At 71.8% G+C, this 26175-nt stretch carries 23 protein-coding genes; 10 read left to right on the forward strand and 13 right to left on the reverse strand.

Annotated elements, in window-relative coordinates:
- Positions 1-15 precede the first annotated feature (15 nt).
- Positions 16-750: a class I SAM-dependent methyltransferase gene (locus tag OG866_RS04680; RefSeq protein WP_329332128.1), complete on the forward strand. Its 735-nt coding sequence runs from the start codon at positions 16-18 to the stop codon at positions 748-750.
- A gap of 64 nt (positions 751-814) precedes the next feature.
- Here the strand turns inward: OG866_RS04680 and OG866_RS04685 are convergent, their stop codons facing one another.
- A complete protein-coding gene (locus OG866_RS04685; protein ID WP_329332129.1) occupies positions 815-1462 on the reverse strand; it encodes a chaplin in 648 nt (215 codons plus the stop codon).
- A 271-nt stretch (positions 1463-1733) separates the two neighbouring features.
- Between OG866_RS04685 and OG866_RS04690 the strand changes: the two genes are divergently transcribed.
- The 3 genes from OG866_RS04690 (at position 1734) to OG866_RS04700 (ending at position 5456) form a co-directional block, all read left to right on the forward strand.
- Positions 1734-3332, forward strand: a complete 1599-nt coding sequence (locus OG866_RS04690) for an alpha/beta hydrolase (protein WP_329343917.1) — start codon at positions 1734-1736, stop codon at positions 3330-3332.
- Complete coding sequence (locus tag OG866_RS04695) at positions 3329-3820, forward strand: DUF4232 domain-containing protein (protein ID WP_329332130.1); 492 nt, start codon at positions 3329-3331, stop codon at positions 3818-3820. Before OG866_RS04690 ends, OG866_RS04695 begins: the two co-directional genes overlap by 4 nt.
- A 76-nt stretch (positions 3821-3896) precedes the next feature.
- Positions 3897-5456, forward strand: coding sequence for an FMN-binding glutamate synthase family protein (locus OG866_RS04700; protein WP_443063636.1), 1560 nt, complete (start codon positions 3897-3899; stop codon positions 5454-5456).
- Between the two features lie 4 nt (positions 5457-5460).
- Here OG866_RS04700 and OG866_RS04705 read toward each other — a convergent pair whose 3' ends face one another.
- A complete protein-coding gene (locus OG866_RS04705; protein ID WP_329332132.1) occupies positions 5461-5889 on the reverse strand; it encodes a MarR family winged helix-turn-helix transcriptional regulator in 429 nt (142 codons plus the stop codon).
- Positions 5890-5968: 79 nt separating this feature from the next.
- On the opposite strand from OG866_RS04705, the gene OG866_RS04710 reads away from it, so the two are divergent.
- Positions 5969-6391 (forward strand): PaaI family thioesterase, encoded by a 423-nt coding sequence (locus OG866_RS04710; protein WP_329343919.1) that lies wholly within the window; start codon positions 5969-5971, stop codon positions 6389-6391.
- Position 6392: 1 nt separating this feature from the next.
- Here the strand turns inward: OG866_RS04710 and OG866_RS04715 are convergent, their stop codons facing one another.
- Entirely contained in the window at positions 6393-7652 is a 1260-nt protein-coding gene (locus tag OG866_RS04715; RefSeq protein ID WP_329332134.1) for an arginine deiminase, read from the reverse strand.
- A gap of 19 nt (positions 7653-7671) precedes the next feature.
- On the reverse strand, positions 7672-9090 hold the full coding sequence (locus tag OG866_RS04720; RefSeq protein WP_329332135.1) for a basic amino acid/polyamine antiporter: 1419 nt from the start codon (positions 9088-9090) through the stop codon (positions 7672-7674).
- 133 nt (positions 9091-9223) lie between these two features.
- On the opposite strand from OG866_RS04720, the gene OG866_RS04725 reads away from it, so the two are divergent.
- Complete coding sequence (locus OG866_RS04725; protein ID WP_329332137.1) at positions 9224-10324, forward strand: baeRF3 domain-containing protein; 1101 nt, start codon at positions 9224-9226, stop codon at positions 10322-10324.
- 79 nt (positions 10325-10403) lie between these two features.
- Positions 10404-10793 carry a DUF7144 family membrane protein gene (locus OG866_RS04730; RefSeq protein ID WP_329332138.1) on the forward strand — a complete coding sequence of 130 codons (390 nt, stop codon included), beginning with the start codon at positions 10404-10406 and terminating at the stop codon, positions 10791-10793.
- A 44-nt stretch (positions 10794-10837) separates the two neighbouring features.
- Here OG866_RS04730 and OG866_RS04735 read toward each other — a convergent pair whose 3' ends face one another.
- Entirely contained in the window at positions 10838-11251 is a 414-nt protein-coding gene (locus OG866_RS04735) for an SsgA family sporulation/cell division regulator (RefSeq protein ID WP_329332139.1), read from the reverse strand.
- 437 nt (positions 11252-11688) lie between these two features.
- On the opposite strand from OG866_RS04735, the gene OG866_RS04740 reads away from it, so the two are divergent.
- Positions 11689-13140, forward strand: coding sequence for a PP2C family protein-serine/threonine phosphatase (locus tag OG866_RS04740; RefSeq protein ID WP_329332140.1), 1452 nt, complete (start codon positions 11689-11691; stop codon positions 13138-13140).
- A 30-nt stretch (positions 13141-13170) separates the two neighbouring features.
- Here OG866_RS04740 and OG866_RS04745 read toward each other — a convergent pair whose 3' ends face one another.
- Entirely contained in the window at positions 13171-14661 is a 1491-nt protein-coding gene (locus tag OG866_RS04745; protein WP_329332141.1) for a DNA-binding protein NsdB, read from the reverse strand.
- 273 nt (positions 14662-14934) lie between these two features.
- Here OG866_RS04745 and OG866_RS04750 point away from each other — a divergent pair, with 273 nt between their 5' ends.
- Together OG866_RS04750 and OG866_RS04755 are read left to right on the forward strand one after the other, a co-directional pair.
- The gene (locus OG866_RS04750) at positions 14935-16074 is read left to right on the forward strand and encodes an aminoglycoside phosphotransferase family protein (RefSeq protein WP_329332142.1); all 1140 of its coding nucleotides are present in this window, start codon (positions 14935-14937) and stop codon (positions 16072-16074) included.
- Positions 16075-16345: 271 nt separating this feature from the next.
- On the forward strand, positions 16346-18295 hold the full coding sequence (locus OG866_RS04755) for an N-acetylmuramoyl-L-alanine amidase (RefSeq protein ID WP_329332143.1): 1950 nt from the start codon (positions 16346-16348) through the stop codon (positions 18293-18295).
- A gap of 12 nt (positions 18296-18307) precedes the next feature.
- Here OG866_RS04755 and OG866_RS04760 read toward each other — a convergent pair whose 3' ends face one another.
- From OG866_RS04760 to OG866_RS04790, 7 genes are all read right to left on the reverse strand, one after another.
- Positions 18308-18805 (reverse strand): hypothetical protein, encoded by a 498-nt coding sequence (locus OG866_RS04760; RefSeq protein WP_097260169.1) that lies wholly within the window; start codon positions 18803-18805, stop codon positions 18308-18310.
- Between the two features lie 115 nt (positions 18806-18920).
- Complete coding sequence (locus OG866_RS04765) at positions 18921-21803, reverse strand: ATP-binding protein (RefSeq protein ID WP_329332145.1); 2883 nt, start codon at positions 21801-21803, stop codon at positions 18921-18923.
- 110 nt (positions 21804-21913) lie between these two features.
- A complete protein-coding gene (locus OG866_RS04770) occupies positions 21914-22522 on the reverse strand; it encodes a CGNR zinc finger domain-containing protein (RefSeq protein ID WP_329332146.1) in 609 nt (202 codons plus the stop codon).
- Between the two features lie 23 nt (positions 22523-22545).
- Positions 22546-23454 carry a universal stress protein gene (locus tag OG866_RS04775; protein ID WP_329332147.1) on the reverse strand — a complete coding sequence of 303 codons (909 nt, stop codon included), beginning with the start codon at positions 23452-23454 and terminating at the stop codon, positions 22546-22548.
- Positions 23455-23616: 162 nt separating this feature from the next.
- Complete coding sequence (locus OG866_RS04780) at positions 23617-23859, reverse strand: DUF397 domain-containing protein (RefSeq protein WP_329332148.1); 243 nt, start codon at positions 23857-23859, stop codon at positions 23617-23619.
- 106 nt (positions 23860-23965) lie between these two features.
- Positions 23966-25132 (reverse strand): thiolase domain-containing protein, encoded by a 1167-nt coding sequence (locus tag OG866_RS04785; protein ID WP_329332149.1) that lies wholly within the window; start codon positions 25130-25132, stop codon positions 23966-23968.
- Complete coding sequence (locus OG866_RS04790) at positions 25129-26172, reverse strand: thiolase domain-containing protein (protein ID WP_329343921.1); 1044 nt, start codon at positions 26170-26172, stop codon at positions 25129-25131. The genes OG866_RS04785 and OG866_RS04790 overlap by 4 nt, the downstream gene beginning before the upstream one ends.
- Positions 26173-26175 lie beyond the last annotated feature (3 nt).

Genomic DNA, 26175 nt, shown 5'->3' on the forward strand with positions numbered 1-26175 from the left:
AGGGTTGAGGCGGCGATGACGACGCACAACGACGACGTGGACTGGGACCGGTGGCCGGTCGCCGACTACCTCGCGGAGAACTACCGCGAGGTGCATCCCTCGGACGCGGCGGTCATCGCCCACCACTCGGCCTTCTACCGCCGGTTCGCACCGGGCGGGATCTCACGGTCGGTGGAGTTCGGGGCGGGGCCCAACCTCTACCCGCTGATCCTCGCGTCGGCCGCGAGCCGCCGGATCGAGGCCGTGGAGGCGGGGGCCGGCAACATCGCCTATCTGGAGCGGCAGATCCTGTGCGGGCCCGAAGCGAGCTGGCTGCCCTTCCACGCACTGTGCCGACGGCTGAATCCCGAACTGCCCTCGACGCTGGCCGGGTCGCTGGCGCGGGTGCACGTCGTCCACCAGGACGTCCGCGCCCTCGAACGGGGCGGGTACGGGCTCGCGTCCATGCACTTCGTCGCGGAGGGCGCCACCGAGGACCGCACGGAGTTCACGGAGTTCTGCCGGGCGTTCGCGCGGTGTGTGGCGCCGGGCGGGCATCTGGTGGCGGCGTTCATGGAGAACATGCCGACGTACCGGATCGGGCCGGCGTCGAGGTGGCCCGGGTGCCCCGTGGATCCCGAGACGGTGAGGGCCGTCTTCGCCCCGATCACCAGTGAGTTGACGGTCCATCACATCGACTCCGATCCGACGCTGCCGGACTACGGGGACTCGGGGATGGTCCTGATGACAGCCACCGTGGCGCCTTCGTGAACACGGCGGAGGCCCCGCCGGTCGCCATTCCGGCAGGGTCTTCCGTCGTCCTCGCGGGGAGGGATCAGCGCTCCGCCCCGGGGCGGAAGCGCCGGTACAGCGCCGCTCCGCCGAGCAGCAGCGCGGCGCTGCCCGCCGCGGCCGGGAGGGTGAGGTCGGTGCCGGTGTGGGCGAGGGAGGCCACGGGCTGCCGGGGTGGGGTGGAGGGGGCCTTCGGGCCCGGGTGCGCCTTGGGCGGGGCGGGCGGCTTCGGGGCCGGGTGCGCCGGGGTCTTCGGGGGCCGGCCGCCGGAGCTGTTGCCGGAGCTGTTGCCGGTGGCCGGGTTGCCGACGCCGACCACGTTCACGCTGTTGCCGGTGACGTTCACCGGGAGGTGGACGGGGAGCTGGACGCCGTTGCCGGAGATCACCCCGGGCGAGTCCTTCTCGTCGCCCCGGGCCGCGGCGCCCGCCGGTGCCCCGGAGTCTCCCCCGCCCTCGTTGACACAGTTGTTGCCCGCGGCCGGGTTGAGGAGCCCGACCACGTTCACGGTGTTGCCGCACACGTTGACCGGCACATGCACCGGCAGCTGGATCGTGTTGCCGGAGATCACCCCGGGCGAGTCGGCCGCGGCACCCTCCGCCGACGAGTCGGCGTACGCCGGCATCGACACAGCCATGGCGCCGGACAGCGCGGCGACGGCGATCACACCGTTTCGGGTAACCCGTTTCATAGGTTCCCTGCCTTCCAGACATGGGTCGCGGGCAGTCACCCGCACCGGATAAAACGCAGACGAACCATCCGAGTTATGGCTTATCGGCCTTTCACCCCATCGAGCGTCACGGTCGTCGAACTAGCCGTAAAGCCGTCGAATACGCATCGAGGGGCACAGGATAAGGCACTTCATATGATCCCGCCCGCCCGGAGGCGACCCTCCAGGGGGCCGCTTATCGTGAGCGTGGGTGCCGTTCCCCGGTCCGCTGTGGGCGCCCCTGGAGGCATTGATGCTGGCCAAGCTGTGTACGCGGCCCCGGGTCCGGCGCTGCGCCATCACCTCGGCGGTCGGACTGGCACTGCTGGGCACGGCGCTGCCGACGGCGGCCCCGCACCGCGCCAAGGACAAGCCGGATCTGTCGCGGTTCTACGACCAGAAGGTCACGTGGTCCAAGTGCGAGGGCATGGAGGCGCCCAAGGACCTCCGCTGCGGCAAGGTCACCGTGCCCCTCGACTACTCCCGGCCCGCGTCCGGCACGCTGGAGCTGGCGCTGGCCCGCTATCGGGCGACGGGAGAGTCGCGAGGGTCGGTGCTGCTCAACTTCGGCGGTCCCGGTGCAGCGGGGGTCAGTGAACTCGCCGCCGGGGGCGATGAGTTCATGGGCCTGGCCAAGGGCTACGACGTGGTGTCCTTCGATCCGCGCGGCGTCGGCCGGTCCTCGCCGGTCAGTTGCGGGGACGGCACCGACGAGGCCCTGCTCGCGACGGACGACAGTGTCGACGTGAGCGACGATCCGCGGGCCGTCCTCGCCCAGGTGAAGAAGGCCGCCGACGCGTGCGCCGAGCACTCCGGCCCCGTCCTGCCCCACATCGGCACCGTGAACGCGGCCCGCGACCTCGACGTGATGCGCCAGGCGCTCGGCGACAAGAAGCTCAACTACCTGGGTTTCTCCTACGGAACTCGGCTGGGCGCCGTGTACGCGGCCCAGTTCCCCGAGAAGGTGGGCCGGTTGGTGCTCGACGGCGTGGACACGCTGACCGAGCCCCTGACCGAGCAGGCCCTTGTGGGCGCCGAGGGCCAGCAGAAGGCGCTGGACGACTTCATCGACTGGTGCGCCGACGACATCGCCTGCCCGTTCGGCCAGGACACCCGCTCCGCCCGGGAACAGGTCGTACGGCTGGTCGACTCGCTGGACGAGGACCCGGTGCCGACCGACTGGGGCGACACCTTCTCCGGCCAGGACCTCGTGGGCGCCATCTCGCAGGCCCTGTACAGCAGGGAGCTGTGGCCGTCCCTGGAGCGGGCCGTCGCCCAGCTCGTCGAGGACGGTGACACCCGGGGTGTGCTGAGCTTCTCGGGCGGCGGCTACGCGCTGCCGGGCCGGGCGGACGACGACGGGGAGAACGACGGCGAGCTCGCCGACGAGGAGGACGTCCCGCTGGACAACCTGCCGGCGGCGCTGATGGCGATCAACTGCGCGGACGACCCGGACCGCCCCACCGCCGACCAGATCACCCGCAACCTCGGCCGGCTGCGCGCCGAGTACGAGGAGGCCTCCCCCGTCTTCGGCCGCTACCGCCTCACCGAGGTGCTGCTGTGCTACGGCCGCCCCAAGGGCACCGACTACATCCGCGAGGACGTACGGGACGTCGACGGCCCGAAGATGCTTCTCGTCGGCACCCGCGGCGACCCGGCGACCCCGTACCGCTGGACCGTGGAGACCGCGAAGCGGCTGGGCGACGCGGCCGTGGTGCTCGACAACAAGGGCGACGGCCACACCGGGTACGGCTCCTCGAAGTGCGTCCAGCGCAAGGTCGACGCCTTCCTGCTCTACGGCACCCTGCCGCCCAGCGGCAGCTCCTGCGGCTCGGAGGAGAGCGACCATTGATCCCCCTCACCGCCCTCACCCTGACCGCCGCCCTGCTCACGGCCGCTCCGGCGAGCGCCACGGCCTCCCCCGTCTGCCCGGAGCGGGCGCTCACGCTGCGGGCCAGGGTCTCGGCGGCCGACCCGTCGGTGGTGCGCGTCAGCGTCACCCACCGGGGCGGCAGCACCTGCACGGTGGCCCGCATCCCCACCGTGACCTTCCAGGACCTCGACGGCTCGGCCCAGCCGGTGCCCGCGGGCCCCACCGGGCGCTATCGGCTCGGGGCGGGCGACACGGCGTACGCGACCGTCCGGACGGCCGCCGACCCGGCCGGCCCCGAGGCCCGCCGGGTGGGCGCCCTGGCGGTCTCGGCGGACCCGTCCCACTGGGGCCGCGCCTTCACGGCGTCCCAGCTCGGGGCCGGGGACCGGATCCGGGTGTGGGAGCCGGTGACGAGCTGGTGGCAGCCCTCGGCGTCCGCCGCGGACGCGGCTCTCGGCATCGGGTGAACCCGTACGCGCTGCACCTTTCGCCGTTCGGCTCCGTCTGCGTTTGACTCGTGGTGTGCGTCGCTTCCTGTTGCTGGTGACGGTCATCCTCGGTGCGGCCGGGGCCCTGGCCCTGTCCCTCGCCGTCTCTCCCTGGTGGTGGTGCGCGGCGGGGCCGCTGCTCGCCCTGGCCGCGCTCGGCGCCTGGGATCTCGTACAGACCCGCCACTCGGTGCTGCGGAACTACCCCCTGCTCGGGCATCTGCGCTTCCTGCTGGAGAAGCTGCGGCCCGAGTTGCAGCAGTACTTCGTCGAGCGGAACTTCGACGGCCGGCCCTTCGACCGCGATGTGCGCAGCATCGTGTACGAGCGCGCCAAGGGCGTCGACGCCGAGGAACCGTTCGGCACGGAGCTGGACGTGTACACAGGCGGGTACGAGTTCCTGGTGCCGTCGATGCGGCCGGTCCGGGTACCGGAGGAGGTGCCAACGGTACGGGTCGGCGGGCCGGACTGCCGGGTGCCGTACGACATGGCGCTGCTGAACGTCTCGGCGATGAGCTTCGGTTCGCTCTCCTCGCACGCGATCCTCGCCCTCAACCGGGGTGCCGCGCTCGGGGGTTTCGCGCACGACACCGGCGAGGGCGGTCTGTCCGAGTACCACCTGCGGGGCGGCGGCGATCTCATCTGGGAGATCGGGACCGGGTACTTCGGCTGCCGCACCCCCGAAGGTCGGTTCGACGGGCGGGAGTTCGCGGACAAGGCGGCGCTGCCCGAGGTGAAGTGCGTGTCGCTGAAGCTCTCCCAGGGCGCCAAGCCGGGGATCGGCGGCGTGCTGCCGGGAGCCAAGGTGAATGCCGAGATCGCGCGGGCCAGGGATGTGCCGGAGGGCGAGACGGTGGTGTCGCCGCCGTACCACCAGGTGTTCGGCACACCGCGTGAGCTGGTCAAGTTCATCGGTCTGATGCGGGAGTTGGCGGGTGGCAAGCCGACCGGGTTCAAACTGTGCGTGGGGTCGCGGCGGCAGTTCCTGGCCGTGTGCAAGGCGATGCTCGCGGAGGGGGTGACGCCCGACTTCATCGTGGTGGACGGCGCCGAGGGCGGCACGGGCGCGGCGCCGCTGGAGTTCGCGGACCATCTCGGGATGCCGCTCACCGAGGGGCTGGTCACGGTGCGCAACGCCCTGGTCGGCACCGGCCTCAAGGACCGTGTGCGGATCGGCGCGAGCGGCAAGGTGGCCACCGGCACGGACATCGTCAAGCGGCTGATCCAGGGCGCCGACTACACGAACGCGGCCCGGGCCATGATGTTCGCGGTCGGCTGTATCCAGGCCCAGCGCTGTCACACCAACACCTGCCCCGTCGGCGTCACGACCCAGGATCCGCGCCGGGTCCGCGCGCTGGACGTGGCCGACAAGTCGGCGCGCGTGCACCGGTTCCAGCGGGCGACGGTCAAGAGCGCGGTGCAGATCATGGCGGCGATGGGGGTGAGCGATCCTCGCGAGCTGACCACCGAGATGCTGGTACGGCGCCTCGATCCGATGACGATCGCCCCGTACACCGAACTCTACGAGTGGCTCGCCCCGGGCGAGCTGCTGCGGGAGCCGCCCGCCTCCTGGGACGCGGACTGGCGGGCGGCCGACCCGGACTCGTTCATCTGAACGGTCAGCCTTCCCAGTGCGCGAGACGCTCCAGGGCGCCGGCCGTCGCCACGAAGCCGTCGCCGCCGAGCAGACCGCGCAGTTCGGCGTTGAAGCGGTCGATCGCGGGCTGGGCGGCGATCAGCGCCGCGGCTCCGGCCGCGGTCAGTTCCAGGACCACGGCCCGGTGCTCGCGCGGATGCGCCGACTTGTCGACGAGCCCCGCACCGGTGAGCCGGGCGACGAGCGCGGTGACGGCCGACTCGCGCAGCCCGAGTGTGCGGGCGAGCTGCTGCTGGCTCAGGCCCGGCTCGTCGCGCACCGCGAACAGCGCGCCGAGCTGGGCCGTGGTGACCCCGGCGGCGGTCAGGCAGCGCCGGTCCGCGGAGGTGCGCAGACGGTGCGCCGCCCGCTGGAGCAGGAAGTAGAAGCGCTGATCGGGCTCGGCGGACATGGGGCGATGTTGACAGAGGACACCGGTTCGCGCCACTCTCACTTCACTGATGAAGTGAGAGTGCGGGGTGAGCGGCACGATGGATCTGGAACTGGCCGGGAAGGTCCTCGCGGAACAGCCCTTCAGCAGGCTGCTGGGCGCGCGGGTGACGGCTTTCGGAAACGGCGAGGCCACCCTGGAGCTGGACATCCGCGAGGAGCTGCGCCAGCAGTACGGCTTCGTCCACGGCGGCGTGCTCTCCTACGCGGCGGACAACACCCTTACGCTCGCCGCGGCGACCGTCGCGGGGCCGGGGCTGATCACGTCCGGGTTCACCATCGACTATCTGCGTCCGGCCACAGGCGCGGTGCTGCGCGCGCACGCCCAGGTGGTGCGGGCCGGCCGCACCCGGGTCGTGACCCGCTGCGACGTCCTCACGATCGACGACGCCGGTGCGCAGAGTCTGTGCGCGGTGGCTCAGGGGAACATCGCCGTGCTCGACGGGCCGGGCGCGAAGCGGTAGTTCAGAAGTCCACCGGGTCCCGCACGATCGGGCAGGTCATGCAGTGGCCGCCGCCCCTGCCTCGGCCGAGCTCCGCGCCGACGATCGTGACGACCTCGATGCCGGCCTTGCGCAGCAGGGTGTTGGTCTGGGTGTTGCGGTCGTAGGTGAACACCACGCCGGGTTCCAGGGCGACCGCGTTGTTGCCGCTGTCCCACTGCTGGCGCTCGGAGGCGTAGACGTCGCCGCCGGTCTCCACGACCCGCAGCCCGGGCAGGCCGAGCGCCTTGGCGACGACGTCGACGAACGGCGTCGAGCCCTCGTCGACCAGTTCGATGCCGGGCGCCTTGTCGCTGGGCCGCAGGGAGAAGGTGTGGACGCCGTCCATGATGCTCGGGTAGAGGGTGACCAGGTCACGGTCGGCGAAGGTGAAGACGGTGTCGAGGTGCATCGCGGAGCGCAGCTTCGGCATACCGGCGACGATCACGTGCTCGGCGGCGCCGTTCTTGAACAGGGCCGCGGCCACCTGGGTGATGGCCTGGCGCGAGGTGCGCTCGCTCATGCCCATCAGGACGACGCCGTTGCCGACCGGCATGATGTCGCCGCCCTCGAACGTGGCCTGCCCCCAGTCGAGTTCGGGGTCGCCCCACCAGACGGTGGAGCCCACGTAGTCGGGGTGGAAGCTGTAGACCGCCTTCATCAGCAGCGTCTCGTCGTGCCGGGCGGGCCAGTAGAGCGGGTTGAGGGTGAGGCCGCCGTAGAGCCAGCACGTGGTGTCGCGGGTGTAGAGGGTGTTGGGCAGCGGCGGCATCAAGTACTCGCGTACGCCGGTGGATTCACGGGCGAGTTCCAGATAGCCGGAGCGGAAGTCCTCGGGCAGGTCGGTGGTGGCGAGGCCGCCGATCAGGTACTTGGCGAGGCGTTCGGGTTCGAGGGACTCCAGGTACGCGCGGGTCTGGTCGACGAGGCCGAGGCCGACCTCGTTGGCGACGATCTTCCGGTCCAGCAGCCAGTCCCGGGCGCCCGGCACCGCCATGGTCTGGGCCAGCAGATCGTGCAACTCGACGACCTCGACGTCCCGTTCGCGCAGCTTGTTGACGAAGTCGGCGTGGTCGCGCTGGGCGTTCTCCACCCACATGACGTCGTCGAAGAGCAGGTCGTCGGAGTTGGTGGGGGTGAGTCTGCGGTGGGCGAGCCCGGGGGCGCAGACCAGCACCTTGCGGAGTCTGCCGACCTCGGAGTGGACGCCGTAGGCGGGACGGGTCTCTTGACTACTGGTCACGGTGCACCTTCCGGGGACTTCACAGGCTGATCCAGCCCACTGCCAGGGCCACGACGCCGAGGACCGCGCCGGCCACCGACGCGGCGAGGATGACCAACTCGCGCGGTGAGAACAGGCGTCGGCCCTGCTCCCTGCGGGCCATCACGAACAGCACGGTGGCGGGGGCGTAGATGATGAAGGAGACGAGGACGAACTTCAGGCCCGCCGCGTAGATGAGGAACGCGGTGTAGACGGTGGCGAGCGTGGCGACCGCCACCTGGCCACGCGGTCCGCCCCAGCCGATCTTCACCGCGAACGCCGCAGCCAGCAGGAAGGGGATCAGGGTCAGCGCGCTGGTCAGGTCGAGGGCGAAGTTGAAGGCGTCGTCGGAGAACAGGGTGACGACGAGGACGATCTGGCTGAGCACCGTGGACATCACGAGCGCCGGCACGGGCACGTCGGCCGCCGTGGCACGCTTGAGGAAGCGCGGCATGTCGTCGTCCTTGGCGGCCACGTACAGCACTTCGGCCGCCATCAGTGTCCAGGCCAGATAGGCGCCGAGGACGGAGACGATCAGGCCGACGCTGACGAAGACCTTGCCCCAGGTGCCGACCGCGTGTTCCAGCACCTCGGCCATGGAGGGCTGGCGCAGTTCGGCGATCTCGGCCATCGGCATGATGCCGTACGACACGATCGTCACCGACGCGAAGATCGCGAAGACGCTGACGAAACCGAGGATCGTGGCCCGGCCGACGTCCTCGCGGCGCCGCGCGTGCCGGGAGTAGACGCTCGCGCCCTCCACACCGAGGAACACGAACACCGTGGCCAGCATGGTGCCCTTGACCTGGTTGAAGAGGGAGCCGGCGTAGTCCGCGCCGCCGAAGTTGTCGGCGAAGACGCTCGGCTTGAGATAGAAGAGCGCGAGGATGACGAAGACGATGATCGGTACGACCTTGGCGACCGTGACGATCCGGTTGATCGCCGCCGCCTCCTTCACACCCCGGCTGATCAGCGCGAAGAACAGCCACAGCCCCACGGAGGAGAGCACCACCGCGAGCACGGTGTCGCCGTCGCCGAGCGCGGGGGCGATCGCGCCGATGGTCGACATGATCAGCACCCAGTACGTCACGTTGCCGACGCAGGCGCTCGCCCAGTAGCCGAACGCCGAGAAGAAGCCCAGGTATTCACCGAAGCCGGCCTTGGCGTAGGCGTACACGCCGGCGTCGAGATCGGGCCGGCGCACCGCGAGCGTCTGGAAGACGAAGGCGAGCATCAGCATGCCGGTGCCGGCCACCGCCCAGGCGATGAGCGCGCCCGCCACACCGGTCTCCTGCGCGAACCGGCGCGGCAGGGAGAACACGCCCGCGCCGACCATCGAGCCGACGACCATGGTGGTGAGCGTCGGCAGGGACAGCTTCGCGGCGGGCGGCGACTGGGTCTTGGTGTCTGCCTGAGTCATGGGCGTCCTCGGTTCCGGCGACTCAAGCGACGCTAGCAGCGAAATGTCCCGTTTGCTCGGCTTGACGGTCCCCGCCGGGGAGGCCCTCCCGCCCCTGATGCCCCGTCGTCAAATCAGTCCTATCGTGCTTGATATGGAGCACGCACTCAGTCCCACGACCCTCTCCGAGCTCCGGCGCCCACGCCCCTATCCAGCGGTGTCCGTGCTGACTCCGACACATCGCCGGGAGCCCGACAACGCCCAGGACCCGGTCCGGCTGCGCAATGTCGTGGCCGAGGCCAAGAAGCAGCTGGAAGCCGATCCCGCGGTCCCCCGGGAGCGGCGCCTCGACGTCGCCCGCCAGCTCGACCAGGCCCTCGCCGAGGTCGACCTGGCACACACCGAGGACGGCCTGGTGATCTTCGCAGCGCCGGGTGAGCACCAGGTGTGGTCGCTCGCCCGCAGCGTGCCCGAACGCGTCGTGCTGTCGGACACCTTCCTCACCCGCAACCTCGTCTCCGCGCAGGCCTCCGAGCGCCCCTTCTGGGTCCTGTCGGTCGCCCCCGACCGCGCCACCCTCTGGAACGGCGGCACCGACCGCGTCGTCGAGGACCGGCTCGCCGGCTTCCCCCTCACCAGGGACCACCGCGAGAACTTCGACGCCGAGCGCCAGGAGCGGATCGGCGACATGCCGAGCACCTTCCGGGACGAGAGCACGCGTCACTTCCTGCGCGACGCCGACACCGCGATGGCCAAGATCCTCAGAGATCAGCCACGCCCGCTGTACGTCACCGGCGAACAGGCGGCACTCTCCGTCCTGGACGAGGTCGGCAGTGTCACCAAGGACGCGGTGCACATCCCGCACGGCGGCCTCGCGCACGGCACGCCGGACGCGGTGTGGCACGCGGTACGGCCGTTGCACGAGGCCGAGACCCGCAAGAACACCGCCGCGGTGGCCCGTGAACTGGAGACGGCACGCGGTCGCCGCGCCTTCGCGGCCGGCGTCGACGAGGTCTGGCAGAACGCCCGGGAGGGCAGGGTCCGGCTGCTCGCCGTCGAGGAGAACTACCGGATCACGGTGCGTGACGGCGGCGGGGACCATCTGGTCCCGGCCGCGAGTGACGACCTCGACGCCCGCGAGGACATCGTGGACGAGATCGTCGAGCAGTGCCTGGAGACGGGCGCCGACGTGCGCTTCGTCCCGGACGGAACCCTGGGCGACGCCCACGGGATCGCGGGGGTGCTGCGGTACTGACGCCGGTCCCGGCAACGACCGCACGGCACGGAAAGGCCCTCACATGGCGCAGACATCCGGCGGGGTCCGACACCCCGAAATGAGCGCACGACGCCTGGGCGGAGGTCTCACCCTCTTCGCCGGCTGGGCACTGGAGCTGAGCGGGACGCTCAGCATCCTCCTCGGTGTCGTCGGCGTCACGAGCGACACCCTTTTCAGCTCGCCCGACTACACCTACGAGTTCAGCCTGACGGCCTGGGGCTGGATCCATGTCGTCGTGGGCATCGGGCTCGTCGCCGCCGGCCTGGGCGTACTGCTCGGCAAGAGCTGGGGCACGGGGGCCGGCGCCGCACTGGGCGCGATCAGCCTGATCACGCAGTTCATGTTCATCCCCTTTTATCCCCTGTGGTCGATCAGCGTGATGACCCTCGACATCGTCGCCGTCTGGACCTTGGCGAGAGCCGTCGCGGTGGACGACCGGCAGCCCTGAGGCCACGCCGAGCCACCTGACCCCAAAGGCGCGGCAGGACCCCTTCACACGGTCCCGAACAACGCGGTCAGCCCGCGCTCCACCTCCGCGCCGACGTCCTCCTGCCCGGCCGCCACGACCGCGTACGTGCGCAGCAGGAAGCGGCGCAGCGCGGAGGTGTCGAACTGGAGCAGCGCCAGCCCGTACGGCGAGTGCAGCTCGACGACCGTACGAGCCCGGCCGCACGGCCACAGGTGCACGTCCCCGCCGCCCGCCGGACCGCGCAGGCCCGCCTCCAGCAGAGCGCGCGCGAAGGTCCAGGTGACCACGTCGCCGTCGAGGGAGATCTCGGGCGGGAAGTCGATGTGCACCGCGAGCGGGTCCGCGGACGTGTAGCGAAAGGTCGTGGCGGCGGGCAGCTCCTGCTCGTCGGCCGTGATCAGGCGGCCCTGGGCGGGCTGCTCGATGGTGATGTCCATGATCGGTCCCCACTGCGGGTCGGAGGTCGGCCGTATCACCGACGTGTCTGTAGGAGCTCGCAGCTGCCGTTTGCATTACGCGGAAGCCCCATCAATTCCTGTGACCTACGTCACCCGAACCGCCTCGGATCCGCGCCCGGCACGACCCCGTCCAGATCCGCTGGCACCTCTTAGAACACCCGACCGTCGAACACGTAAATGAATCCGCGCTCAGAGCACTCGACAGCCCGTCAACTCACGTACGCTGACTACGACTTGCCCGGCAGGCGAGGTACAGCATTCAGACGGGGAAACCCCTCCGTGAAGACTGTGGCATATGCCAGAAGCACCACCGTATCGGGTGTTGCCAAATCCCTTACAGGGCGTCGCGGGCTGTGCCACAGTCGTAACGGTCCCTCCGCCCGCCTTGGTCGTACCGTCCCGCATCGGAGTGCGTCATGCCGTCCCATCTCTCTGCGGACCGCCCAGCCGCCCAGCCGCCCGGTCGCGGCTCGGTCGACGCGCTGATAACGCAGGCGCGACGGCTCAAGGGCGACGTGGACGCCGTACGACGGGACGCGCAGGACGACGGATCGGACCCGCAGGGACGCTGGCAGCGCGCGCTCTACGACCTGGCACTGCACCAACTCAGCGATCTGGACGAGCACTTGGCCCAGTTGCGGGACGGCCCCGCCGTTCTCGCACCCGCCGCACCCCCACCCGTCGAGCAGGCCGCGCCGACCGCTCCCCGGCGCGGCTCCCTCCTCAGCCGGGTGGGCAGCGCGGAGTGGAACCTGCTGACGGACGAGGCGAGTTGGTCCGGCGAGCTGTACCAGATCCTGGGCCGCGACCCGGCGGCTCCCCCGCTCACCCTCGACGAACTGCCCGCCGTGGTCCTCGACGAGGACCGGCCGAAGCTCACGTCGATGGTCACGGACTGTCTTGTCGACGCCAAGCCCATCGACGGCGAGTTCCGTGTGCTGCGCCCGGACGGCGCCGTACGCACGGTGCACATGATGGGCGAGCCCGTGCTCGGCACCGACGGCAGCACCGCCTCGATGTGGGCCGTACTGCGGGACGTCAGCGAACTGCGCCGCAGTCAGCGGGTGGTGAGCGAGAGCCGAGACTCGCTACAGCGCCACCGGCATCACGCGCAGACGGAGCACCGGCTCGCGGTCGAGCTCCAGGAGGCCGTGCTGCCACCGTGGCTCGGCTCCCCGCGGCTCCCGCGACAGGGTCCGGGGAGGGGTGCGGAGGGCAGCTCGGAAACTCTCGATCTGGCCGCGCGCTATCTGCCCTCGTCGGCGAGCACGCTGATCGGTGGCGACTGGTACGACGCCCTCCCACTCGCCGACGGCGACATGCTGCTCAGCGTCGGCGATCTCACCGGGCACGGCGTCGCCGTGACGTCCGGCATGGCGACGCTGCTCGGTGCCGTCCGCGGCATGGCGATGGCGGGCACCGCACCGGGACAACTGCTGTGCTGGCTCAACCAGTTACTCCACGCCACGGCACAACCGGCCCTCGGTAGCACGGTCTGCTGCCGCTACCGGCCCGGAACCCGGACGCTCACCTGGGCACAGGCCGGACACCCCGCCCCGCTGCTGTTCCGCGACGGGACGGGGCGCAGGCTGAGCGCACCGGACGGCGTCCTGCTCGGCGCGACCTCCGGTGCTGTCTACGAACAGGCCGAAGAGACCCTCGAAGCCGGCGACCTGCTGGTGCTGCACACCGACGGACTGATGCCGGGGCACGACAGCACAGCGGCCGTGAACCGTCTCCTCGACCTGGCTCCGCGCCTTGCCGGGGCGCGCACCGCACAGGACTGCCTACGGTTGGTCGTGGAGGAGTTCGGCGAGACCGAGCGCGAGAACGACGCCTGCGTGCTCGTCGCCAAGGTCACTGCCTGAGATTCACGTCGGACTCAGCGCACAAACCCCCTATGCCCGTGCGCTGTTGCCGCTCTTCACCGGCTTCGGCAGGGCCAGCTTGATCTCCTCCCTCAGCTCGTGGATCTTCGGGTAGCTGGAGTACTCGGCGGTGAGCCGGTACATCTGGCGCAGCCGGTCCCAGGTGCGGTGCGAGGAGTTGGAGCCCATCGACACCAGGGCAAGCCGGGCGTACGTACCGCCCTGTTCCGGGTCGTCCGCGATGAAGCAGGCGGAGGCCATCGACAGGAAGTCGAAGATCTTCGACCGCTGCCGTCCGTCGACCCGCAGGGCCAGGGCCTTCTCCGCGTAGTGCTGGGCGTGCGCGGCCGCGCCCGGCTCGTGCTCCGCCAGCGTGCGGTAGGCCAGGGCCTGCATGCCGTACAGGTCCTCCTCCTTGAACATCTGCATCCAGCTCGGCGGCGGCACGTCGCTGCGGTCGGAGACGAAGAGGTCCTCCGCCCGGCCGAGGGTGCGGCGCATCGCCTGCCCCTTGCCCATGGACGCCTGCGCCCAGGCCTCCACGGTGTAGAGCATGGCCATGGTGCGCGGCAGCACCTCGTCGCCCGAACCGGACTGGGCGAGCTTCATCAGGTCGAGCGCGTCGTCGGGCCGGCCGAGGTGCACCATCTGGCGAGCCGCTCGGGAGAGCGCCTCCCCGGCGCGCGGCCGGTCACCGCCCTCACGGGCCGCGTGGGCGGCGATGACGAAGTACTTCTGGGCCGTGGGCTCCAGGCCGACGTCGTGCGACATCCAGCCCGCGAGGACGGCGAGGTTGGCGGCGACGCCCCACAGGCGCCGCTGGAGATGGTCGGGGTGGCGGTAGGCGAGCATGCCGCCCACCTCGTTGAGTTGGCCTACGACCGCCTTGCGCTGAAGCCCGCCCCCGCGGGCCGCGTCCCAGGCCCGGAACACCTCGACCGAGCGCTCCAGTTCCTCGATCTCCTGCGACCCGATGGGGGCGGCCTCGTAACGGTCGAACCCAGCGGGGTCGGCGTGCAGGGGGTCGTCGAACTGGGGGGCGTCGGCGGTGAGGGCCGGGTCGGTGTGCAGCCAGTCGTGCATGGCACTGCTGAGTACGGATCCCGCGGTGAGCGCGGCACCCGCACCCACCAAGCCGCGTCGGTTGAGCATGAGGTCCATTCCCGTGAATTCGGTGAGGACCGCAGCGGTTCGGTCGGGCGCCCATGGCATGCCGTCGGGATGTTCAGCGCTCCCGTCGCCCTGCCGTTTCCCCGTACGCCCGTGCCGGACCAGACCGAGGTCCTCGATGGTCACGACACGGCCGAGACGCTCGGTGAACAGGGCAGCCAGCACACGGGGCACCGGATCGCGCGGGATCTCTCCCATGTCGATCCAACGCCGCACCCGCGAGGTGTCGGTCGAGAGCTGGGGGTGGCCCATGGCCGCCGCCTGCCGGTTGACCAGCCGCGCGAGTTCGCCCTTGGACCAGCCGGCCAGGCCGAACAGATCCGAAAGACGGGTGTTGGGTTGTCCGCTCACGTCAAGCCCCCAGGTTCTCGGCTGAGTTGACAGTAGCCCGGTGAGAGTTGCCGGGCGACTATTCGCCAGGGTTCGCCAGGGTGCGCCAGATGGTGTGCCACTGGGCATCGGGTGTCAGGTAGGAAAGCGCCACCCCGACCCGGTCTCCTACATATGACGGGTGCATTCCCCAGGGTGCATCCAGGGGGCCGGGCCGGGGAGCGCGATTGCGTGGACCTGACCCGTTCGCGCAGATACCTGCACTGCTGGCACACGAAGGGATCTGTCTCGCCCATGTACGCAGCATCGTCCTCCGTGTCCGCCCCGCCCCGGTCGCTGCACCCCCGCCCGGCGGGCAGCGGCCCCTACCTCGACCCCGCCCGCCCGGCGGCTCCCGTGCTCGGTGCCGGCCGGACGCGGCGCGTACCGGGGATCGGTACCCAACCGCTCAGCGGGAGACTCGACTTGTCCGGCCCTCAGGGCGCACAGCTGCGTACGGCGATCGCGTCGGTGCACCGGATCTGCCCGGAGTTCGCTCCGGTGCAGGTGCTGCGCCGCAGCGGACGCTCCGTCCTCCTGGTGGGGACGACCGGGCGCAGCACGGCCGTCGCGAAGTGTTTACTGGACCACTCCCCTGTGTGGGCCGAGCGGATCCGCCACGAAATAGCGGCATACCGCTCGTTCGTCCGGCACCGCCCGCCCGTGCGGGTGCCCCGGCTGATCGCGGCGGACCCGGACAACTGCACCCTGGTGATCGAGCGGATGCCCGGCCGGGTGGCGGCCCTGCACCGGCATCCGGCGGAGGCGCCGCCGCGGGCGGACATCAGGGCGGCGCTCGGCGCGATCTGCCGGCTCAACGCCTGGCGGCCGCCGGCGGGCACCTTCGACGCCCCGCTGGACTACGCGGCCCGGATCAACCGCTACCACGAGCTGGGGCTGCTCACCGACCGGGACATGGGCGACCTCCAGAAGCTGCTGCACGGCATCGCGCTCTCGGCGGGCCGACAGGGCATGGGCCAGTTCTGCCACGGCGACGCACTGCTCTCGAACATCCTGCTCTCACCGGCCGGTCCAGTGCTGGTGGACTGGGAGCACGCGGGCTGGTATCTGCCGGGCTACGACCTGGCGACGCTGTGGTCGGTGCTCGGCGACGCCCCGGTGGCGCGCCGTCAGATCAGCCAGATCGCGCAGTCGGCGGGCCTGGCCTCCCGTGACGCGTTCCTGGTGAACCTGATGCTCGTCCTGACCCGGGAGATCCGTACCTACGAGACGGCCGTGCAGCGGTCGATGCACGACACGACCCCGGCGGCACCGGGAGCGGCCCACCCGGGTGCTGCGCCGTCCGGCGAGGAACAGCGGCTGCTGCTCAGGCGGCTGCACGACGACTGCCAGCTGGCCCGACGGGCCGTACGCGCGGCGGTCGGCACTCGCTGACGGGGACGTCGGTCCGCGGTGCGCCAGGGACAGCGGCGCAGCGCGGACCTTCGTATGTCCGCTCGCGGACCCGCGGCCGCACGTCCATTGGTGTAAGCCACTGACGCCCCGCAGGCACGGGAGCCGCCGCCACGAAACTCCCGTGGCCCCTGGTTGACAAGGGAATTCGCCCTTTCCTGGGCATGATTGACGGATCGTCGGCAAGCCGGTACCACTGACGCACGCCCGGCCCCGCACGGCTCATCGCGCCCGACCGTCCCAGGAGGCTGCTTTGCGAGTCCCAGCCAACAGTGCCTCCGGGCACAGACGTACGCGCACCGCCGTCGCGACGGCGGCCCTGCTGCTCCCCCTGCTCGGCGCGGCCCCCTCCGCCGGGGCGCAGTCGTCGGCGAACAGCCTCCAACTGGCGTTCGCCTCGGCGGCCACCGAGTACCGGGTGCCGCAGAGCGTCCTGCTCGGCGTCTCCTATCTCCAGTCCCGTTGGGACGCGCACGCCGGTGCGCCGAGCGTGACCGGCGGCTACGGCCCGATGCATCTCACCGACGCCCGCACCGCGCTCGCCGGGGCCACCCACCACAGCGAGGGCACGGAGGACGCGCGCGGCGACAGTGCCCGCGCCGCCCTGCTCCCCTCGGCGCAGGCACCGACGCCCACCGAGTTCCCGGCCCGGCTGACGACGCTGCCGAAGGCGGCGGAGCTGACGGGCCTGAGCGCGGAGGAGCTGCGCACCGACCCCGCGGCGAACGTCGCCGGTGGCGCCGCACTGCTCGCCAACGCCCAGAAGAAGCTGGGCGAGCCGCTCAGCGACGACCCGGCGGACTGGTACGGGGCGGTGGCCCGCTTCTCCGGAGCGGACGACACCGCGACTGCGGAGGCCTACGCGAACGACGTGTACGACGTGATCCGCACCGGCGAGGAACGCACCACGGACGCGGGCCAGCAGGTCGCCCTGGCCGCCCGGCCCGGCGTCGACCCCGCCACGGCGCAGCTGGCGGAGACGGGTCTGCGCACGCTCGGCGCAGGTGACACCGAGTGCCCGAGGTCGGTGTCCTGCGAGTGGATCCCGGCGCCGTACGAGGAGTTCGGCGACAACGACTACGGCAACCACGACCTGGGAGACCGCCCGGCCTCGCAGAGCATCAAGTACCTCGTCATCCACGACACGGAGGGTGCCTGGGACGGTGTCCTCAACCTGGTCCAGGACCCCACCTACGTGTCGTGGAACTACACCCTGCGCTCCACCGACGGCCACATCGCCCAGCATGTGAAGGCCAAGGACGTGGCCTGGCACGCCGGCAACTGGTACGTCAACGCCAAGTCGATCGGCCTGGAGCACGAGGGTTTCCTGGCGAACCCGGACGCCTGGTACACGGAGGCGATGTACCGGTCGTCGGCCCGGCTGGTGAAGTACCTCTCGAAGAAGTACGCCATCCCGCTGGACCGGCAGCACATCCTCGGCCACGACAACGTGCCGGGGCCGACCACGGGCAGCGTTCCCGGGATGCACACCGACCCCGGCCCGTACTGGGACTGGCGGCACTACTTCGAGCTGCTCGGCCGTCCCTTCGACGCCCCCGACGCCAAGCGGGGCCACGGCGTGGTGACGATCCTGCCGGACTACGCGACGAACCAGCCGGAATACACGGGGTGCGTCACCAAGGGCGAGCCCTGCGCGGCACACGGATCGAGCGAGGTACGCCTGTACTCCGGTCCCGGCGAGGACTACCCGCTGATCAAGGACATCGGCCTGGGCACGACGCCGGGCACCGGCGTCAACGACATCTCCTCGCGGGTCTCCACCGGTCAGCAGTACGCGGTCGCCGACCAGCAGGGTCGCTGGACGGCGATCTGGTACCTGGGCCAGAAGGCCTGGTTCGAGAACCCGGCGAAGGATCCGACCGCGGTGCGCACGAGCGGCCTGGTGGTCACCCCGAAGGCCGGCCTGACGTCCGTGCCGGTGTACGGCCGCGCCTACCCCGAGGCCTCCGCGTACCCGGCGGGGGTGCCCGCGCAGGCGGTGTCGCCGCTGCCGTACACCCTGCTGGAGAAGCAGAAGTACGTGGTCGGTGACAAGGTGCCCGGCGAGTACTACTACGCGGTCACGTTCACCACGGACTCGCACAAGGTCGTGGTCGGCAAGGATCTGTACTACGAGATCCAGTACGGCCACCGGGTCGCGTTCGTGCGGGCGGCAGACGTGGACGTGCTGCCGTCCCGCTAGCGGCGGGGCCGGTCAGCCCTGCTGGAACAGCTCCGCCGGGAGCGGTTTCAGCAGGGCGTACAGGTCGTCCGTGATGGGGCGGTCCCAGGCGGCGATGGTCACCAGGACGTTGTCGCTGCGGTCGAACTGGACGCAGGAGATCCGGCTCTCGGAGAGCTTGAGGCGGCGCACGATCATGAGGTTGTCGCCCTGCATCACGGGCATGTCCTCGGTCTCGGTGACGGTCACCTCCTCGTCGTTCTCCAGCGCGATCAGCAGCTGGGCGACCTCGAAGGGGATCTCGCCCTCGGCGAGGTCGCGGGCCGGGGAGCCCTCGGGGAGATTGCCGATGATCATCGCGGGGCCGCGGCCGCCGAAGAGGTCGTAGCGCAGAAAGACGCCCTGGCAGGTGCCGTCGGGGGCGGGGAGCAGGCCGGCGCCGAGGTTGCCGGGCCAGTCGCCCGGGTCCATGGCCAGTACGTCGAAGTCTGGGCCGGCGGGAGTCGCGCTGCGGCGGCGGAGGAACGACATGTGCCAATGGTACGGGGCCGGGCCGGGTTGGTGCGGGGTGGGCTGGGGTCGGTTGCAGGGTCCGGGCTGGGTGTGGCCGGCCGCGCAGTTCCCCGCGCCCCTTACGGCGTTGCCCTCAGGTCCCTTTCAGTGCCTCCCGCAGTCCTGTGCTGTCTGTTCCCATCTTTCGGTAGACAGCCGACAGCAGGCGTACGACGGCCTGCTCGTCCAAGTGCAGTTCCCTCGCGATCTCCGGCCTCGTACGGCCCTCGGCCGCCAACGTCGCCGCTGCACGCTCTCGGGTCGTGAGGGTGTCCGTCTCCGTGCTGTGCAGGCGCCTCGGTCGGAGCCCCGCCGCGGCCAGTTCCTCCCGGGCCGCCTCCACCAGTCCGTCGGCGCCGCACTGCACGGCCGCGTCGAGCCCCCGGTAGAGGTGTTCGGAAGCCTCCGCCGCCCTCCCCGTCCGCCGCAGCTCCGTGCCCAGGGACACGAGCGCGCAGGCCAGCTCGTAGGCCGCGGGTGAGCACTCCAGGTGGGCGACCGACTCCTCCAGGTATTTGACGCGGGCCGAACCCGACGAGACCTCCGCCGCCGTCCGCAGCGCCTGGCCGATGGCGGAGGGGGTGCCGAACTGGCGGGCGCGGGAGAGCGCTTCGAGGGCGGTGGTGAGCGCGCGTTCGGGAGTGTCGTGGCTCTCGGCGCGGGCGAGGTGGAGCTGCCAGGGGCACCAGGCGGGGTTGCGGATGCCACGCGGGTCGAGGCGCCGGCCCGCGGAGGCCAGCTGGCCCACGGCGTCCTTGGTGAGGCCGCGGGCGAGGAGCAGTTCGCCGTAGACGGTCTGGGCGTCGGGGAAGACGACGGCGGCCGGGAAGGGCTCGCTGAAGGCGTGGTCCTCGGCGGTCCGCGCGGCCTCCGTGACCCGGCCGCGGGCGAGGAGGACCTCGATGAGGATGCCGACGGCGTACCAGTGGGCGGGGGTGCCGGGGCCGACGCGTTCGGCCAGCCGCAGTCCCGCGCGGACGAAGTCCTCGGCCTCGGCGAGACGCCCGCGGCGGTAGCGGACGTAGGCGAGGAGGGTGTAGCCGAAGGAGAGGTGGCCGCCGCGCCAGCCCTGGCGTTCGAAGTCGGCGATGCCGGCGGCGAAGAGTTCCTCGGTGCGGCCGGGGCGGTCGGCGTACATGAAGGCGAGCGCGACCAGGACCGGTACCTCGAAGCCGCGGTCGGGCTCGGCCCAGCCGAGACCGCCGGCGAGGGCGCGTTCCGCGTGCTGGAGGGCGACGTGGGCGGGTTCGCCGCGGAGGACGGCGTCCCAGGTGCGCAGGCCAATGATGTACCGCTCGGTGAGGTCGCGGCCCTTGAGGCGGTCGGCGAGTTTGGCGAGGCGGCGGGAGCGGGAGGGGTGGTCGGGTTCGTCGGCGCGGAAGGCGTCCCACATGAACTGCTCGGAGAGCATGCGCAGCTTGACGCGGGCGTCCTCGGTGACGCGGATCTCGCGGGCGAGGGTGTCGGAGGCCTCGGCGAGACGGTCGCTGTGGGCGAGGACCTGGGAGAGCCGGTAGACGATGTGGTGGCGCAGGCCGGGCTCGGCGATCGGTTCGTCGAGGGCGGCGCGCAGGTGGTTGACGGTGGTGGCCGGTTCGGTGAGCAGGGAGGCGCTGCCGAGTTCGTAGAGGACGGTGGCCCGGTCCTCGAAGGGCGGCGGTTCGCGCAGGGCGCGGGCGAGGTAGCTGCGGGCGGCGTCGGGGGCGCCGGAGCGGAGGGTCTCGCCGGCGGCGGCGCGGAGCTGCTGGACGACCCAGGCGTCGCCGTCGGGGTGGGTCTCCAGGAGGTGGCGGGCGGCTGCGGAGGGGCCCTGCCCGTCGTTGATGAGGCACCAGGCGGCCTGGCCGTGCAGGGCGACGCGGACGCCGGAGGGGATGGCCCGGTAGACGGCGGTGGCGATGAGGGGGTGGACGAACTCCAGGGTCTCGGCGCCGGTGAGGACGCGGGCGCCGCGCAGGGCGTCGGCGGCGTCCGCGGCCTCCTCATGGCCGAGGCCCGCGACGGCGGCGGCGAGCATGGGATGGATCTCGGTGCCGAGCACGGCGCAGGCCCAGGCGAAGCGGACGCTGGAGGTACCGAGGCGTTCGAGGCGGGCGATCAGGCCGCTGCCCTTGACGGCGGCGGCGAGGTCGCGCAGCAGATGGGCGCCGGCCTCGGTCGGGTGGAGGCCTCGGTCGTGGACCTTGGCGGTGAGCTCGACGGCCTCGAAGGGGTTGCCGGCGGTGACGGCCCAGCACTCGTGGCAGAACGCGTCGTCGGCGTGGGTGCCGAGGGCCTCACGGACAAGACCGGCGACAGCGACGGCGCTGAGCGGTTCGAGGTCGATGGGCCGGCCGCCCGCGCGTCCCGGCAGGCCCCTGAACGACTCGGCGTGATCGGGGAGTTCGTCGGGCCGGTAGGCGACGACGACGAGCAGCGGCAGTTCCTCCGCGCGGGGCGCGAACGCGGCGAGCCAGCGCAGGGATTCGGGGTCCGCCCAGTGCGCGTCGTCGAGGGCGAGGACCACCGGGGCGCGCTGCACGGCGAGATGGGTGAGCACCCAGTCGAGGCCGTCGCGCAGGCCCTGGGGGTCGGGTGGGGCGCCGTCGGTCGGGGCGCACAGGCCGAGGGCGGGGCCGACAATGTCGTACCAACTGCCCAGCTGGGCACGGAGGTCGGCCTCTGCGGCGCCGGCGAACCGGGGTTGCAGCAGTTGGCGGGCGACATGGAAGGCGACGCGCTGTTCCTGGTCGCCGCCGCGGGCGGACAGGACGGTGCAGCCACGGGCGGCGGCGCGGCGGCGGACCTCGGCCATCAGGGTCGTCTTGCCGAGTCCGGCGGGTCCGGCGAAGGCGAGGAGCGCGCCGCGGGGCTGCCCGACCGGTTCCGCGCCGTCCGCGCGCAGCCCGGTCAGTTCTCCCAACGCCTCGTCGACAGCGGCGAGTTCACTCTCACGCTCGAAGAGCGTGCGATCGCTCCGCATGCTGCGCCGCCCCATGGCACACCCCCTGCCGCGGCGGTACGTCCGCGCGGGGAGCGGACGCACACCGTGACCTTCAGGCACCTCAGCGTACGCCTGCCGGGGGCCGCGCGACCCGGGTTCGGGCGTTACTCGCCGAGGCTGTCGGCGGGCCTCCGGTGCCGGTCGTGATGCCGGGCCACCCGTGCCCGGTTGCCGCAAGCCGGCTTGCACCACTCCTGTCGTGGATGTTCCTTGAGGAAGTACCGCACACAGCGCGGCGCGTGACAGGCGCGCAGCCGTTGGCGGTCGGGGCCGGCGAGGAAGGCGGTCGCGGCCCGCGCGAGCACCGCCGTGAGGTCGTCCTCGGCGCCGGACACCCGGTGCTCCACGACGGGTTCGGCGTCCTCGGCCCAGTGCAGCACGGGGACCGTGGGCGTGCGGGCGGCCGCCGTGTTGAGGGCGTCGAGGGCCGCCGGTAGCGGCATCAGCCGGGCCGCGTCGGCGGGGCTGGGCGCGCCGGGGCGTACCGCGCGGGCGAACAGGGCGCGGACCGCCGCGCGCAGTTCGCGTACGGCGGCCAGCTCCGCGTCCCCGGCGACGAAACCGGAGGGGGCGGTGTCGGGGTGGGCGCGCACCCAGTCGGTGAGTCCGGCGGGGTCGGTCAGGTCGTCGGTGACGCCGCCGTGACCGTCGTGGCGGATGGTGAGGGCGAGGTCGAGGGCGAGGCGGGCGTCGCCGTTCGTCGGGTCCTGCATAGAGCTAATGATAGAGGGCACCCTCACCCATTAGCCGCCTCCGGCGGCACCACCGCCACCGGGCTCGCCGCGTGGAGCAGCACCGCCTGTGTCACCGACCCGATCATCCGGGTCGGCGCCAGCAGTCTGCGCCGGTGGCGGCCCACCACGACCAGCTCGGCGTCCTTCGACGCGGCGACGAGATGCCCGGCCGCGTCGCCCGGGGCCGCGCCGAGGTCGACCGGCACGTCCGGGTGGCGCTTGTGGTGCGGGGCGAGGAAGCCCTCGGCGAGGGTACGGGTCTCGCCCTCGACGACGTCCTGGTCGATGACCGGCGGCACGAGTTCGCCGGGAACGGCCCAGGCCTGGAGCGGCCACTGGTAGGCGGCGACGACCTGGAGGCGGGCGCCGCGCACGGCGGCCTCGGTGTGGGCGAAGGCCAGCGTCGCCTCGTCGGGGGCGTCGACCTGGAGGCCGACGACCACGCGGGGCCCCGGCTCGACGGCCAGGTCCTCACCGTCGTGCACCTCGCGGCCCGGCCGGGGCACCACGACCACCGGGCACTCCGCGTCACGGGCCGCGGCCATGCCGTTGGACCCGAGCAGCAGACTGGCGAAACCGCCGCGCCCCCGGGAACCGAGCACCAACAGCTGGGCGGCGGAACCCAGTTCGGGCAGCACCGCGCTCGGCGCGCCCTCCACCGCGAGGTACTCCATGACCGGCCGCTCGGCGACATCCGCGAGGCGGTCGCGCACCTCGTCGAGCACCGGATCGTCGTCCGGCGCGGGCGGCCCGGCGACCAGGACGTCGGGCTGGGCCCAGGCGGCGTACTGCCGTACATGGACCACCCGCAGCGGTGCCCGCCGCCTGCGGGCGGCGTCCAGCGCCCAGTCGAGGGCGCGCAGGCTGTCGTGCGAGCCGTCGACCGCCGCGATGACCGGCAGGGTGCTCATGGGTTCCTCACCTCCGGGATACGACCGTCCCCCGGGGCCAGCCTCGCTCAGGCCGTCGGCCCGGGGGTGTGCTCACGGTCGCGTGTCCGGAAATACGGGCGGAACACCCCCGGCTCAGCGGCTCGCGTCGAGCCGCGACACGTCACCTCGCCGCACCTCGCCTCAGGTGAGGTCGAACTCCCCTTCCCGCGCGCCCGACACGAACGCGCCCCACTCGGCGGGTGTGAAGATCAGGGAAGGGCTCTCCGGGCGGCCACTGTTGCGCATCGCGATGAATCCCTCGACAAAGGCGATCTGGACATCCCCCCGGCCACGGCTGCTGGACTGCCATTCGGCGGTGGTGAGGTCCAGCTCGGGCTTGTCCCAGCCCATGAGCGGCTGCTGCTGGATGGTGGTCTCGGCCACGTCCGTGCTCCTCCCGATTGCGTCGTCCGCGGGCCAGCCTAGCGATCGTCTCCGACCGCCGACAGGCCACGTGAGGGGGACCTTTCAGCGACCTGCCGGGGGCATTTCACGCATCAGGGGGTTCGGACCCCACGAGCCACATCGAGAAGAACTGCGATCCGCCGCCGTAGGCGTGCCCGAGCACCTTCCGGGCACCGTCCACCTGGTGCTCCCCGGCCTGTCCGCGCACCTGGAGCGCCGCCTCCGCGAAGCGGATCATGCCGGAGGCGCCGATGGGGTTGGTGGACAGGACGCCGCCGGACATGTTGACGGGCAGGTCGCCGTCGAGTTCGGTCACACCGGACTCGGTGAGCTTCCAGCCCTCGCCCTCGTCGGCGAAGCCCAGGTTCTCCAGCCACATGGGCTCGTACCAGGAGAACGGCACGTACATCTCGACGGCGTCGATGTCCCGGCGCGGGTCGGCGATGCCGGCCTGCCGGTACACGTCGGCGGCGCAGTCCTTGCCGGCCTGCGGCGACACCGCGTCCTTGCCCGCGAAGAGGGTGGGTTCGCTGCGCATCGCGCCGCCGAGCATCCAGGCCGCCGGGCGGGGTGCGCGGGCGGCTCCGGCCCGGTCGGTGAGCACCATCGCGCAGGCGCCGTCGGAGGACGGGCAGGTCTCGGAGTAGCGGATGGGGTCCCAGAGCATGGGCGAGGCCTGGACCTTCTCCAGGGTGATGTCGTGCTCGTGGAGGTGGGCGTAGGGGTTCTTGAGCGCGTTGCGCCGGTCCTTGTAGGCGACCAGGGAGCCGACCGTGTCGGGTGCGCCGGTGCGGCGCATGTACGCGCGCACGTGCGGCGCGAAGAACCCGCCCGCCCCGGCCAGCAGGGGCTGCTGGAAGGGGATCGGCAGGGACAGCCCCCACATGGCGTTGGACTCGGACTGCTTCTCGAAGGCGAGGGTGAGCACGGTTGCGTGGACCCTGGCCGCGACCAGGTTCGCGGCGACGAGGGCGGTGGAACCGCCGACGCTGCCCGCCGTGTGCACCCGCAGCATCGGCTTGCCCACCGCGCCCAGCGCGTCGGCGAGGTACAGCTCCGGCATCATGACGCCCTCGAAGAAGTCGGGCGCCTTGCCGATGACGACGGCGTCGATGTCGGCCCACGTCAACTCGGCGTCGTCGAGCGCGCGTCGGGCGGCCTCCCGGACGAGCCCGGCGATCGACACGTCCCGGCGCGCGGCGACATGCTTGGTCTGGCCGATGCCTACGACGGCCACGGGCTCCTTGCTCATCGCGGATCCCCTTCGAGTACAGCGACCAGGTTCTGTTGCAGACACGGACCCGAGGTGGCATGGGCGAGGGCCCGGTCGGACTCACCCCGGTGGATGCGCGAAGCGGCCTCACCGATACGGATCAGCCCCGCGGCCATCATGGGGTTGGCGGCGAGGGCGCCCCCGGAAGGATTGACCCGGACGCTGTCGTCCAGCCCGAGCGCCTTGCGCAGCACGACCTCCTGCGAGGTGAACGGCGCGTGCAACTCGGCGGTGTCCACGGGCCGTTCGAAGGCGCCCGCCTTCTCGGCGGCCAGGCGGGTGGAGGGTGAGTCGGTGAGGTCACGGACGCCGAGTCCGTGCGCCTCGATGCGGTGGTCGATGCCGCGGATCCAGGCGGGGCGCGGGCACAGTTCGCGGGCTCGCTCCCCCGCCGCGAGGATCACGGCGGCGGCGCCGTCGCCGATGGGCGGGCAGTCGCCGGTGCGCAGGGGCCGTACGGCATAGGCCCCTTGCGGCACCGAACCCCGGAGCTGGGCACGGGGGTTGTCGGTGGCGCGGCTTCGGGCGGCGATCTCGGCCAGGGCGGGTTCGTCGGTGTCGCCCGCGTCGATGAGCGCCTGTGCCTGGAGGGCGGCGAGGGCGACGGAGTCGGGCCACAGGGGTGCCACGTAGTACGGGTCGAGCTGCCGGGTCAGTACGTCGCGGACGGAGCCGGGCGAGGACTTGCCGTACGCGTACACCAGCGCGGTGTCGGCGTCACCGGAGAGGAGTTTGGTCCACGCCTCGTACAGCGCCCACGCGCCGTCCATCTCCACGTGCGACTCGGAGATCGGCGGCCAGGCGCCCACGCCGTCGAGGGCGAGGGTGAAGGAGAAGGCGCGTCCGGCGAGGTAGTCGCAGGAGCCGGAGCAGGTGAAGCCGATGTCGGCGGTCTTCAGGCCGGTCCGGTCGAGGACGTCGTGCAGGACCGGCATGAGCATCTCCACCTCGGACTGTTCCGCGGTGGAGCGCAGGATGTCGGACTGGGCGACGGCGATGACGGCGATGTCCCTGCTCACGGC

Origin of the sequence: Streptomyces sp. NBC_00663 (assembly GCF_036226885.1) — a bacterium.
GTDB lineage: Bacteria > Actinomycetota > Actinomycetes > Streptomycetales > Streptomycetaceae > Streptomyces.